The organism is Nitrospira sp. MA-1 (assembly GCA_032139905.1).
Taxonomy (GTDB): Bacteria; Nitrospirota; Nitrospiria; order Nitrospirales; family UBA8639; genus Nitrospira_E.
In genome coordinates, this window is record JAQJDB010000007.1 from 836,672 (window position 1) to 849,931 (window position 13,260).

Here is a 13,260-nt window from a genome sequence, read left to right on the forward strand (position 1 = left end):
CTGAACGTGGCATGAGGTCGGTATGTTTAGGAGAGCAAGAAACGATGGAACACAACGACACGATCATTACGCAATTTACCCTACAGGCAGTCCCTTTCTCAGAACTTCCCGGCCATTCCGAATCGATGGATATGCTGGTTCAATTCAGTGGGTTATGTGCCACGGATAGGGTTCTCGATGTGGCCTGTGGTCCCGGCATTGTGGCCTGCGAATTTGCCAAACATGTCGCTCATGTGACCGGTCTTGATCTCACTCCAACCATGATTAAGGAAGCCGGGAAACGGCAGCAAGAACAGAATCTCACCAATGTTTCCTGGCACATTGGGGACATTTTGCCACTCCCATTTCCCGATGACCATTTTTCGTGTGTGGTGACGCGCTATAGCTTCCATCACTTCCTCGATCCCATGGCGGTGTTGTTGGAAATGGTTCGGGTTTGCAGGCCTGAGGGGAGAGTCATGGTGGTTGACGCGGTCCTTCCATCAGAAAAAATCGATGCATACAATCGGATGGAACAAATCCGGGACCCTTCGCATACTAAAGCGCTCAGTTTTGACGGGATGGCGGCAGCTATTGAGAGGTCGGGTCTGACCAATATCAAAACGGGACGGTATAAGGTCGAGATGGAGTTGGAACAGCAACTGGCTGCTTCCTTTCCCCATTCTGGTAACAAAGACAAGCTTCGCCAGATGTTCCAGTCTGACATTGGGAAAGATGCCATGGGTGTTGGGGTGCATCGCATGGACAGTGAGATTCGCTTTGCCTACCCGATCCTTATCACGGTTGGACAAAAGGTTGCCTAACCTGGTTTTCTGAGAGGCGAAAAGGGTGGGAATTATACATGAGTCATGAATTTGGAGGAATGATTTTGGAAATCTAAACTTATTGGCAAAATTTAAATGCAACTTTTAATTGCGCACTCCGCTCCTTTACTCAGGTTCTCCATTAACCACTCGCATAGGCGTACTTTTTACTTCCGAAAGATCAGGTCCTTCTATGTTGACTGAAAAACAAAAGATGCTCAATGGTGAGTTATATAACGGTGCCGATTCGGAGTTGGTTGAAGAGCGCCAGCGGGCCAGATTCCTTTGCCAACGTTTGAATGCTTCGCCTGCGACCGCACCGGAAGCCGAGCGTCAAACGATCCTTGCCGACCTTTTGCACACGGAAACCGATGCGTATCTCACCCCGCCATTTTACTGTGACTACGGATACAATATTCGTCTCGGAGCACAGCCTACTTCAATTTTAACTGCGTTCTTCTTGATGTCATGCCGATTTCAATCGGAAGTCATGTCTTGTTCGGTCCTGCGGTTCACATCTACACCGCCTTACATCCACTGAATGCTCAGGAACGACGTTCCGGTCTGGAATTCGCCAAGACGGTGACCATTGGCGATGATGTCTGGGTTGGTGGCGGTGCGATCATTTGCCCTGGGGTCGTCATCGGGGATGGTGCCGTCATTGGTGCTGGTAGCGTGGTCACTCGTGATGTCAGGCCGGGTGTCGTGGCCGCGGGCAATCCCTGTCGCGTCATTCGTCAAATCTAACCTGCCCCATGCATATTGGTCTCCGACCCTTTTCCAATAATGGATTACCCCGCCAAGCCCGGTGATGCCGGTTAAATCACACAGTCCGCTAACCCCCGGTTATACAGTGTAAGAGTAGGGACATGATGCGGCTCGTGAGTAGGCGAGAGATTCGGGATGGAATCGGCAGGCAGGACTCCATGAATCACATCCTGAAAGTGCATGTTGCCATGGTTCGAATTGGTTTATGCTTTGGAAGGGTTCGTTCCCACACAATTGGAAAGATCACCACGTAAATTCCAGGGTAGTTTGATTGTGATGTCTATGGATGTCCTGCGGATAGACGAATCCTCTAAGGAAAATTTGAAAGTATCCATTTCAATCAATAGAGGAAATGTCCTATTAATAGGAAAGCTGGCTACCGAGCCTTGGATAGTTATCCTTTAGGGTTTGAGGATGTAAGATAAATTTTAAAGGCAGGTTCCGGCCCTTTCGCCTGTCTGACAGGAGATTTTCCTATGATACGAGTGGTGATTTTCGACGTGGATGGCACGCTTATGGATACGAATTATTTACACGTTGAGGCCTGGGCCCGTGCTTTTTCGATAGTCAAACATCCAGTCCCGCGTGCCGCGATTCATCGTCAGATTGGTAAGGGATCGGACCTGATGCTGGGTGCGCTTCTTACGGATGAGGCCTTACACGGAAAGGCCAATGAGTTGCACAGCGAATTTTTTGAGGAGTTGAAAGATCATACCTATCCTTTGCCTGGAGCCAAAGAAATCCTTGCATCCCTCTCATCCCAAGACATCGCCATCTGGTTGGCGACGAGTGCGAAGTCTGAAGAATTGGAACATCATGTTCAAGCACTTGAGGCGAAGGATAAGCTGGCCGGGATGGTGTCATCAGCGGATGTAGACAGTGCGAAACCCGCACCGGATATTTTTCAACTCACTCTGGAGCGGGCCGGATGTTCCCCGCAGGAGAGCATTGTGGTCGGGGATACGATTTGGGACATTCAGTCCGCTCAAGGTTGTGGTCTTCAGACGATTGCGGTCAGAACAGGAGGAGCCTTTAGTCGAGAGGAACTCCATGCGGCTGGAGCGGTGGCTGTATACCAGGATTGTGCAGAACTTCTGGCATCCGGGTTTCCCACAACATTTGAAACGAAATAGGAAGGAGGGGGCATTCAGCGATGGGTGATATAACTGCACCCGGAATCCAGACGAAATCCCCTCATTGTTTATTCTGCTCATGTGGTAGCTGGAAACAGACGAGTCAGCGAGGGGAAAAAACTGTCCCCGACGATCCGGGGAAAATTGCTGACGTCACGTGTCACCACGGCGGGTAATTACCCGATAAAGCCAGAGAAACAGGATGGCTCCGATTACGGCCATCACAAACCCCACGGGATCATCCTGTCCATACATGCCGACCATTCGGCCGAGCATCCCACCAAAAAGCGCCCCAATGATACCGATAGCAACAGTGGCAAAAAACCCTCCAGGGTCTTTCCCGGGCATTAAGATTTTTCCAACTACTCCCACAATTAATCCAAAGACGATCCAACCGATGATACTCATACCTCATCCCTCCTATTTAATTGTTGGGTTCTCCGGCTCTTGTGGGTGTCCCGATCCTGCTTTTATTAAAAGACCTGCCTGCTCCTGATAATTTTCACGGTAAATTTGGAAAACCGCCAGGGCGATCCCAAGCAGAATTGGACCCAGAAATAATCCTATGAATCCGAAGTAGGCGAGGCCGCCTAAGGAAGCGAAGAAGAGAAACAGGACCGGCAGGTCCGCTTTGGAGCCGACCAGAAGAGGCTGCAGAATATTATCCATGAGTCCGACCAATCCGATTCCTATGCCGATCATGACGATCCCTTTCCATACCGGCGCGGTCCAAAAAAGATAGACGGCGACCGGACCCCAGACGAATGCCGTGCCTCCGAACGGGAGAAGAGAAAAGAGTGCGCTCAGAGCTCCCAGAAAAACGGCAAACGGGACGCCCAGCGCTCCATAGGTGAGGCCAGCCGCGAACCCCTGTGCCAACGCGGTGAGCATGGTACCCTGAACGACCGCCACCATCACATGGTCCAGGCGTTCCATGATGGCCGCCTTATAGCTTTCCTCGATAGGGAGGGCTTCGTAAAATGCCCGATAGAGGTGATGCCCGTCGCGAAAAAGGAAGAATAAGGTAAACAGAATCACAAATAAATCCATCAGGAGATCAATGCCGTTCTTGGCCAATCCTCCGACGCTGGACAGGAGGACCCCGCTCACCACCTTCCCTCCTTCAAGCAGAGATACTTGGAGATCCCCATACGCCACGATAAATCCCCCCAACAATTCTTGGGAGAGGTCGCCGATGAGAGGCAATTTTGCGGCAAGATCAGGAAGTCTATTCAATCCTCCTTCCTGCACCCACGTCATCGCGAGCTGATAGGCATTTATGGTCTCTGTGATGACCAGAAAGAGAATATACGCTACCGGCAACACGGCCACCAACATGACACTCAGCGTGCTCAGGGCAGCCGAGGCGGTATTCCGGTTTCCCAGGATTCGGGTCAACCATTGATAAAGTGGATAGAAGATGCGAACCAAAATCAGGGCCCATAAAATGGGTGTCAGAAATGGGGCAAAAATAAGGGCTAACACATACAGCAGGAGGGAACACAATACGAGGAAGGCTACAGAGAGAACTTGTGGAGACATTTATGTTGACGCCCCAAAGGGTGAGGGTATCGGCATACCTGAAGCCGTCCGCTTGGTCGAGGAAAAGGATGAAACCATAATCATCATTAGGAGCGCCTGCATGTTTTACCTCTGCAGTGTAACACTTACAGTTCGCTGAGTATTTGCATTTTTGAAAACTTCTTAGGTTGAAATGGATTCAGGCAAATCTCCCTCCTATTTATGATACGCACCGGCCCGTTGATTTATTATAGACAAATCATTAAGCGGAACTTCTCAAGTATCCACATCCCCACTCCTAGAGTCCCATCGTATTCACAGAGCGGTTTTGACGGATGTTTTCAGATAGTCCGACCTGAATTTGTCTGTTGAATCATTCATAGGGATTTGTGAATTATGAAAACGATCTCAACAAGCCTTGAATTATTTATCCTTTCTCAATGGGCGATCTTCTGAGATTATTCTGAAATTCAGGTTTGTATCCTCCTCTGCCGCAATGTCACATTTTTATTTCAAGAGGAGTGCCGCTTTTTCTGGTCTAGATAAATTCGGGTATCGACTGAGACGGAGATTGTACTTTGACTACTTTGACGGAGAGGTCCGGCAACGTGTTCGTCGGTCTCTCGAAGTAGTCAATGATGGGAAATAAGGACAGGATGTAATGTTATGTACTTTAGATTCTATTCAGTAATTCTCGTATTCCTTATCGTACTTCTCGTGAGTGCGCGGGTTGAACCATTGTGGTGCCAGGAACCTGTGGATAATCCAGAGGCTCCCACAGATTCACGACTCACCGAGAAACCACAGGAAATTGCGGTTGGAGCGCACAAGGTTGAAGACAGGCTAATTACACAACGGCTTACGGAGGTTTTCCAGAATTTGCCGGAGCTTGCCAATGTCGACATCGCTGTGAAGGCGGGGGTGGTACGTCTGTCAGGGTTTACATCCACCAAGGAAGCCCACAAACAGGCTCTTGAACTTGCCGAACGCGTGGATGGTGTAGTCAGTGTGACAGATGAAATCACCCAGAAACGGGAGGTCCGTGAACGGTTGACCGTCGTGCAGGAAAAAATGTTTGACCAACTCAATAATTTTATCTCTTATCTGCCACTCCTAATCATCGGCTTCACGGTATTTCTTCTATTCTGGTTTCTCGCATCCTTTATGACCAAATGGGATAACCTGTATGAAAAAATTACTCCCCATGCGTTTTTACAATCATTAGCCAAACAAATCGTCAAAGGGGCTGTCATATTTCTTGGCTTTATCGTCATGCTCGAAATCCTGGACGCCACAGCTCTTTTGGGTACTATCGTTGGTGTGGCCGGAGTCATGGGCCTGGCCATAGGTTTTGCCCTCCGAGACACGGTGGAAAATTACATTGCCAGCATTCTGCTGAGTATCAGACAACCCTTTCGGCCACTGGACCAGATTGTTTTGGAAAATTATGAAGGCTTGGTCATGAAGTTGACATCGCGGGAGACCATTCTCATGACGCTGGACGGGAATCATGTACGCATACCGAATGCTACGGTGTACAAAGGTATTATTCTCAACTATTCCCGGAACCCCAAACGGCGTTTCTCCTTTGAGGTTGGTATCGACACTGCTGTCAATATCGAGTCGGCGTTGCAATTGGCTATAAAAACTTTAGAGGAAACCCGCGGGGTGATAGCTGATCCGCCGGTTCGATGCGCGGTCGAGAAATTAGGCGATTCGAATGTGATCCTGAAAATGTTCGCATGGACGACCCAGGATCAATACGACTTCGGAAAGGTAAAAAGTGAAGCGATTCGGGCGGTGAAAGAAGCCTTTGATCTGGCCAATTATGAAATGCCCGAACCCATCTATCGACTGAAGATGCAGGGGTATTCCCCTCTTGATGACCAGGCCCTCGTTGAGCAGACCGAGCATACAAAGGATGCTTCATCACCCGCTGTGCAATCGGATTCTCAGGCCGATGTCACCAAAGATAATCATATTGTTGAGCAAATTTCGAAGGATCGAATAGAGAATCAGGAAAAGGATTTACTGAAGTGATAACTTCGTGTTTCGAAGGACATTCTGCTGGTTTGCCTGACCGGAGATAGTCCCAGCTGATGGAGAGCAACAGACACGGCGTTCTGCTACTCAGATGATTAGGAGATGGCTTAACCAGTTCTTGTTACCTCCTACCCCCAAACGGTTGAAGGCATTGACTAAAGAATCCCTTCCCACACTCAATTGGCCAATTTTGGCATGTGACCTATGAATTTGAGCCGCTGACCCATGTGGCTCTTCTCATGTTTTCCTGAACACCCCGCATCCAGGAGAGGACGGGACTTCACGTTTCCAGCGGTGCATGACGGGAGAATGCACGCCATACCTTAAAGCTGGCCTTGATATCGAGGCATCCTCCCGAATCGCCGCTGGCGTATTTTTGGCCTTATCAGTGGCCGTATGCATTATTCGGATTCAACTCATAATTCATGCCACTCCTCTGTCAGGAATTGTAGCCTAACACCCTGTCCGAGTTCCTGGGACTACCTCTGTTACCTGTTGTCGATTCGGCCAAAACGAAAATTTTCCAGAATTCCCGACCTTAGTGGAAAGGCTGCGCTTTCTCTTTTCGGTTGGCTGCCCATCCACACAAATAGGCATCCCTCATTTTGGTGAAAATATTCCCCGGATGTCTGTTCATTACTTTCCGTTCACACGTACGTCCTGGTTTTGTCCGGTGGTTACCTTCATCCCACTTTTTTATCATCCATAAGGCGTTGGCCTTCAGCTCTATGCATGTTTGCCATTTCTCTTAATTCCTTAGCCGCTTTCCAGCGTGAGGAGGCCACATGCATGAGGCTGGTCCGTTGAAAGCCTTTTGGATCCATATGCGGTTTCAGCATAAGGGATGTGGCTCGCCGTTCTATGCGGACAGCGTCCATTTGCAGTTCATCGGCTTGTTGATCATAGATTTTTGCCATCTCCAGGAGATCGTCTCCCGTCCAGGGTGTCGGGTCATCTGGTTCGGGGGCAGCCATAGCATACCCCATCGGTGGCGAATGAAGGGGTTGTTCGCTCGCACCAGCCGAAAACATCATGACGCCAATCCCTCCTAACACTCCTATCAAAACATAGGCTAACGCTCGCATAGAGAACCCTCCTTGTTAGAATGTGTCGATCGAAATTTCAAGACTATCCTATAAAAAAACCCCATGAAGGTAAAATAGGTGCCTTGCCTGGATATCGTTCAAGTGCTTCCTGTGGTGCGGCCATCCTTAACATCTTAAGAGCCTTACCTTCTTTAGGGTACATCGAGGTGATGCTACCTGATTCTCTCACAATGGGATAGCGATTGGGAGCCAGTGGAATATCCCATTGTTCGAGGATCACGTGAAAGGTTCCATGTCCAGGGTCCTGAAACCACCTCTGGGAAGAAAAAAACAGGGGGCGAGCGGTCGTTCTTTCCACAGTCGCTGCCGATCCCGATCAGGGGAACAAAGCCATTGTCACCAGTTAAGGAGACGTTTGCCCGAGCTACGTTTGGATTAGCCATGCGATGGTCAACGTTCTGCCGCCGATGGTAGGCATGACGACGAAGAATTTCAGTGGGGAGCGAATGTTACATGCTGGTTTGCCATGACAGGCGAGGGAATTCATCTGTCGCTGGGATGGGGAGGAAAGCGGATTCAGTTAGAACGATGGGGGTCGAATCTGGCACCGTAAAGACACGAGAGGAAGCTATTCTCAAATCGGGAGGCGGTTTCATAAACTATCTGGATAGAAAGAGCCGCCTCTCGATCGAGAATCCCCTCCGTGGGAGTATATAAACAAAGCATTAACTCGCCGTGGCTTGTTTTTTTGCTTCTTGGAATTCTTTCCCTATGGTCTGTATTTCTTCCTTTTCCAAAATCTCTTTGGCCTTTTTGAAAATTTCCCCTTCTTCCTCTTTGACATGGTGCAGGACATTTTTTTTGAGCTGGGAAAGTTTTGAGTCCCATTCCTCGGATTCCGGCCCCAGCTCCTCCAGTTCTTCCAGAAGATTGGCGACCTCTGCATGCTCCTCCGTGGCTTCATTAATGAGGTCTACCATCTCTGCATTTTCTCTTAAGGCAGGATAGAACGCGACTTCTTCCCCATGCGAATGGGCTTCGAGGTCATTCTTTAATTGTGAAAATAACTTTTCACGGCTTTTGGTGGCACGCGGGCCGGTTCCTTCCAATTTTTTAAATAAGTCCTTTGCCTTTTGGTGGTCCTTTTTTAAGATTTGAAAAATGTCCATTCCCCGCTTCCTTTCCGGTCAATGACCGATGATTACCTACTGTAAAATAATAAACCCTCGATTTCTTGATCGAAGAATAATCTTGTTCCTTCATACACGTGAACTGGTAAGAACCCTGGAGCCTTATGGGAAATGCGAATTGGAAAGCAAGAAACGGAGTGTCCTCTGTCCGCGAATTCTGTATAAGAAAAATTGATCCGGAAATGAGGAATGTCCGGGCGGGGAGGTTTCTTGGTAAATTATGCTTTCAACATTCGAGTCTTCAACAGGGGGTCGTCGTGAAACATACAGCGAACCAAGCCCGGCTTTTGGTCGCAACGGCACATGACCCTCGTTGGGCCAGCGTAGTTTCCCGCGATCTGAAAGCCGACGGCACATTCTACTATTCCGTCAAAACCACCGGAGTGTACTGCCGCCCGTCCTGCCCATCTCGTTTGCCGCGGCCTGAAAATGTCCGATTCCATGCTTCGCGGGAAGGTGCCGAGAAGGCTGGTTTCCGTCCCTGTAAGCGTTGCATCCCTAATCAACCTGCATGGGGAAACCGACATACCCAAACTGTCATCGCGGCATGCCGGTTCATTGAGAAATCTGGAAAGGCACCGAGTCTCAAAGAATTGGCCACGAATGCAGGTCTGAGCATCTATCATTTTCATCGGCTGTTTAAGGCGATCACGGGTGTGACGCCGAAAGAATATGTGACCGCACTTCGTGCCAATCGTGTGAGGACTCAATTACAGGGGAGGGGCAGCGTGACAGATGCAATCTACGAGGCCGGATATAATTCCAGCGGGAGATTTTATGAAAACGCCAATGACGTCTTGGGGATGACACCTTCCACATACCGGGCCGGAGGCGCATGGACCACAATACGGTTTGGGGTGGGGAAATGTTCTCTTGGGTCGATTCTTGTCGCCAACAGTGAACGCGGCGTCTGTGCGATCTTTCTTGGTGATGATCCTGAGCAATTGACGCGTGATTTGCAAAACCAGTTCCCTCACGCTCATCTCATCCAGGGAGATGCTGGTTTTGACCACCTTGTCGAAAAAGTAGTCGGTATTATCGAAGCCCCTGCGCGAAGTCTGGATTTGCCACTGGACGTGCGTGGTACGGCGTTTCAGCAACGGGTCTGGAAGGCCTTGCAGGGAATTCCGGCCGGCTCAACGGCAAGCTATGCCGACATCGCCGGGAGAATCGGGTCGCCGACATCGATCCGGGCTGTGGCTCGGGCCTGCGGTGCCAATCCCTTAGCTGTCGCGATTCCCTGTCATCGTGTCGTGCGTACCAATGGCGAACTCTCAGGCTATCGCTGGAGTATTGAACGGAAACGAGTATTGCTGGAACGGGAGAGACCGACATGAAGGTGGTGGGGCAACCAACATCTCCCATTGCCTTGCACAACAGTCTATCTGAACGAGTGAGGCGGTTGGATTGGGACCAGTTGTCGCCTGACCTCGACGCCCACGGATACGCCGTGATCGAACACCTTCTCGCTCCGAAAGAATGTCACTCCTTGGTCTCGTTGTACTCCCGCGATGAGATATTCCGCAACCGTATTGTGATGAGCCGCCATGGGTTTGGCCGTGGAGAATATCAGTATTTCCGGTATCCGCTTCCTGGTCTCATCGAACAACTCCGAAGGAGTGTATACCCTCATCTGGTCCCGATCGCCAACCGGTGGAATACGGCCATGGGCATCGAGGTGAGCTATCCGACGACGCATGCGGAATTCCTCGCTCGCTGTCACCAAGCCGGCCAGGATAAGCCCACACCGATCATACTCAAATATGAAGCCGACGATTACAATTGTCTGCATCAGGATCTCTATGGCCCACATGTGTTTCCCCTTCAGCTTGCCATTCTCCTATCTAATCCTCAGGCGGATTTTACGGGTGGGGAATTTGTGATGACCGAGCAGCGACCACGAATGCAATCCCGGCCGATAGTTGTCCCCCTCCGACAGGGCGATGGCGTCTTGTTCGCGGTTCATCATCGCCCTGTGCGAGGGGGAAGGGGCTGGTATCGTGTGAACCTTCGGCATGGGGTTAGCCGCGTTCGCTCAGGGCAACGCTATACAGTCGGGATAATTTTCCACGACGCCAGGTAACCCGGATGGAGAATTTCCACCCAAACGGAATTTGGTGGTCGTGACAAGGAATACCCTTGCCGGTGCTTAGCCGCCGGCCATGGCCCCGACAATCAGAAAGGGCTCTTCTCCGTTTGTGATCGCGTCAGGTAACGGGGCGTCCGGTGGTTCATGGGACAGATCCTGCCCGCAGGCAAAGAACCTGATAAACGGTCGGCGCTGTTGTGTCACCTGGTCACGAATTGTCCCCCGCAACATCGGGTAACGGGTTTCGAGTGTGTTGAGGACGGAGTGTTGCGTGACCTGACCCCCCAATTCCAGGTTCACCTCACCGTCGATACGTGCAAGTGTTCGCAAATGGGCTGGAAGGATAACTCGAATTGTGTTCACGGTAACGCCTGGACTTCGACCGATAATACGGGTGGAAGATCGCGGACGATGGGCATCCAGCTGTCTCCTGAATCAGCCGAAGCATACACCTGTCCGCCGGTGGTGCCGACATAGATCCCGCAGGGTTCGAGCGAGTCGACGGCCATGGCATCTCGCAAGATATTGACGTAGCAGTCCTGTTGCGGCAATCCTTTTGTCAGCCCTTCCCATTCGTTCCCGCCCGTTCGACTGCGGTAGACGCGCAGTTTCCCCTCCGGCGGATAATGTTCGGAGTCGCTCTTGATCGGTACCACGTAGATGGTTTCCGGCTCATGGGCATGCACGGCAATGGGGAATCCGAAATCGGAGGGCAAGTCTCCACTGATTTCATGCCACGACTCGCCTGCGTCATCGCTACGCATCACATCCCAGTGCTTTTGCATGAAGAGCACATTCGGGCGCGACGGGTGTTTGGCGATACAGTGCACACAGTGGCCGACTTCGGCAGTAGGGTCGGGAAGTTCATAGGGCGATTTCAGTCCGCGGTTGACCGGCTGCCATGTCTTGCCTCCGTTCTCGGTTCGAAAGGTGCCGGCTGCCGAAATGGCGACGAATATCCTTTCCGGATTGCCGGGATCCAGAAGAATGGTATGCAGGCACATTCCCCCGGCGCCCGGTTGCCAAAGGTTCCCTTTAGCGCTGCGCAGGCCGGGAAGCTCCTGCCATGTCTGTCCGCCGTCGGTGGAACGGAAAATGGCCGCATCCTCAACCCCTGCGTATATCGTGTCCGGATCGGTCAGCGATGGCTCCAGATGCCAGACACGCTTGAACTCCCAGGGACGCTGCGTGCCATCGTACCACTGATGGGTGGTGAGAGGTTGTCCCGTTTCCATTGAGCTGTCATACACGAACTTGTTGCTCTCCCCCTTGGGCGTGCCGTCCGGGTCCGTGGTCGGCTCGCCGGGTGGTGTTCCCGGTTGAAACCAGGTTTTGCCGCCATCATCGGATCGTTGGATGATCTGCCCGAACCAGCTGCTCGACTGCGAGGCATACAACCGATTGGGATCGGCTGGAGATCCCTTTACGTGAAACAATTCCCATCCACCAAAAAAGGGGCCGTTAACGTCCCACTGCTTGCGTTTGCCGTCCGATGTCAGCACGAACGCACCTTTGCGTGTTCCAACAAGCACTCGTACTCCACTCATACCTCACTCCTTTCTGAAAATTCGGGCGATCATCGTATAAAGTTTATATGACTAATGAGAGCCTATTCCGTCCCTCTATCAATCGTGTTGGCCGTTGTGATCGAGGCGTCGTGACCTATTGTTCGTAAGCCTCCTGTAGCCGTTTGATGTCAAGTTTCTTCATTTGAAGGAGGGCACTCATGACTCTATTCGTTTTCTCGGGATCGTGGCTTTGCATCATTTCGCTCAGTACAGTGGGAACAATTTGCCATGACAGACCATACTTGTCTTTCAGCCAACCGCACTGCCCTTTTTCACCATCTTCGGAGAGCTTTTCCCATAGCTCGTCAATCTCTTCTTGTGTCTGACAATTCACGATAAACGATACGGCTTCCGTAAATGTGAAATGCGGTCCTCCATTTAAGGCCATAAATTCTTGCCCGTGGAGCTGGAATGTGACGGTCATCACTGATCCCTTGGGTCTACCGGAAACCTTTGCGCCTTCCTCTCCATAACGGGTGATATTTCCTATCTTGGTATTCTTGAAAATCGACGCATAAAAATTCACCGCCTCTTCAGCCTGATTATCGAACCACAAACACGGGCTAATTTTCTGCATCATGTTTTGCGCCTTTGCTGAGCGTTAATATGATCTGTTTGTCAACCTCGCGACCTGCCGGCTGCCATTGTACTCTTAGCGGCAGGTCCCTATTCCGTTGGCAAACCTCCAATCTCTAAAACCGGTCGGATTTCGACCGTGCCCACCCGGGCCCCCGGGATTTGTGCGGCGATGTTCATTGCCTCATCCAGATCCTTGGCTTCGATAAGAAAGTAACCGCCCAGTTGTTCTCGTGTTTCAGCAAACGGACCATCGGTGATGAGCCGATTGCCATCTCGTATACGGATGCTGGTCGCCATAGTGACAGGATGCAGAGGAGCGGCCGCCAGATAATTTCCTTCAGCTTTGAGTCGGTGTGCAAGCTCCGTGGATTCTTTGTAACACTTTTCACGTCCGGCCTCGTCCCATGCCTGATCAGTTCCGTAAATCAACAGCATGTATTTCATATGAATTCCTCCATTCGAAAGAATGAACGCCAATACTCGAATGCCGCAACCCTTTCTGGTTAAAAGGGCGACCCCT

Annotated in this window: 13 protein-coding genes and 1 pseudogene; 6 read left to right on the plus strand and 8 right to left on the minus strand. The window is 50.8% G+C overall.

Translation table 11 applies throughout. The features are described 5' to 3' along the window. Nucleotides 1-44 precede the first annotated feature (44 nt). The 3 genes and pseudogenes from PJI16_16585 (at nt 45) to PJI16_16595 (ending at nt 2,704) form a co-directional block, all read left to right on the plus strand. Nucleotides 45-803, plus strand: a complete 759-nt coding sequence (locus PJI16_16585; GenBank protein MDT3779184.1) for a methyltransferase domain-containing protein — start codon at nt 45-47, stop codon at nt 801-803. A 193-nt stretch (nt 804-996) separates the two neighbouring features. After that, nucleotides 997-1,550 (plus strand): annotated as a pseudogene (locus PJI16_16590) (sugar O-acetyltransferase). Nucleotides 1,551-2,047: 497 nt separating this feature from the next. Next, nucleotides 2,048-2,704, plus strand: coding sequence for an HAD family hydrolase (locus PJI16_16595; GenBank protein ID MDT3779185.1), 657 nt, complete (start codon nt 2,048-2,050; stop codon nt 2,702-2,704). Nucleotides 2,705-2,857: 153 nt separating this feature from the next. On the opposite strand, the gene PJI16_16600 is transcribed toward PJI16_16595, so the two are convergent. Further along, the gene (locus PJI16_16600; GenBank protein ID MDT3779186.1) at nt 2,858-3,112 is read right to left on the minus strand and encodes a GlsB/YeaQ/YmgE family stress response membrane protein; all 255 of its coding nucleotides are present in this window, start codon (nt 3,110-3,112) and stop codon (nt 2,858-2,860) included. A gap of 12 nt (nt 3,113-3,124) precedes the next feature. After that, on the minus strand, nt 3,125-4,246 hold the full coding sequence (locus PJI16_16605; protein MDT3779187.1) for an AI-2E family transporter: 1,122 nt from the start codon (nt 4,244-4,246) through the stop codon (nt 3,125-3,127). Nucleotides 4,247-4,891: 645 nt separating this feature from the next. Between PJI16_16605 and PJI16_16610 the strand changes: the two genes are divergently transcribed. Next, a complete protein-coding gene (locus PJI16_16610) occupies nt 4,892-6,265 on the plus strand; it encodes a mechanosensitive ion channel family protein (GenBank protein MDT3779188.1) in 1,374 nt (457 codons plus the stop codon). A 686-nt stretch (nt 6,266-6,951) separates the two neighbouring features. Here the strand turns inward: PJI16_16610 and PJI16_16615 are convergent. Further along, a complete protein-coding gene (locus PJI16_16615) occupies nt 6,952-7,353 on the minus strand; it encodes a hypothetical protein (protein MDT3779189.1) in 402 nt (133 codons plus the stop codon). Between the two features lie 686 nt (nt 7,354-8,039). Beyond that, on the minus strand, nt 8,040-8,483 hold the full coding sequence (locus PJI16_16620) for a hemerythrin domain-containing protein (protein MDT3779190.1): 444 nt from the start codon (nt 8,481-8,483) through the stop codon (nt 8,040-8,042). Nucleotides 8,484-8,761: 278 nt separating this feature from the next. Here PJI16_16620 and ada point away from each other — a divergent pair, with 278 nt between their 5' ends. Further along, nucleotides 8,762-9,841, plus strand: coding sequence for a bifunctional DNA-binding transcriptional regulator/O6-methylguanine-DNA methyltransferase Ada (gene ada, locus PJI16_16625; protein ID MDT3779191.1), 1,080 nt, complete (start codon nt 8,762-8,764; stop codon nt 9,839-9,841). Further along, entirely contained in the window at nt 9,838-10,587 is a 750-nt protein-coding gene (locus PJI16_16630) for a 2OG-Fe(II) oxygenase (GenBank protein MDT3779192.1), read from the plus strand. The genes ada and PJI16_16630 overlap by 4 nt, the downstream gene beginning before the upstream one ends. Before the next feature lie 66 nt (nt 10,588-10,653). Here the strand turns inward: PJI16_16630 and PJI16_16635 are convergent, their stop codons facing one another. The 4 genes from PJI16_16635 to PJI16_16650 form a co-directional block, all read right to left on the minus strand. Then, the gene (locus tag PJI16_16635) at nt 10,654-10,956 is read right to left on the minus strand and encodes a MoaD/ThiS family protein (protein MDT3779193.1); all 303 of its coding nucleotides are present in this window, start codon (nt 10,954-10,956) and stop codon (nt 10,654-10,656) included. After that, entirely contained in the window at nt 10,953-12,140 is a 1,188-nt protein-coding gene (locus PJI16_16640; GenBank protein MDT3779194.1) for an exo-alpha-sialidase, read from the minus strand. Before PJI16_16640 ends, PJI16_16635 begins: the two co-directional genes overlap by 4 nt. A 115-nt stretch (nt 12,141-12,255) precedes the next feature. Beyond that, a complete protein-coding gene (locus tag PJI16_16645) occupies nt 12,256-12,738 on the minus strand; it encodes a VOC family protein (GenBank protein MDT3779195.1) in 483 nt (160 codons plus the stop codon). An 89-nt stretch (nt 12,739-12,827) separates the two neighbouring features. Next, complete coding sequence (locus PJI16_16650) at nt 12,828-13,184, minus strand: YciI family protein (protein MDT3779196.1); 357 nt, start codon at nt 13,182-13,184, stop codon at nt 12,828-12,830. Between the last annotated feature and the right edge of the window lie 76 nt (nt 13,185-13,260).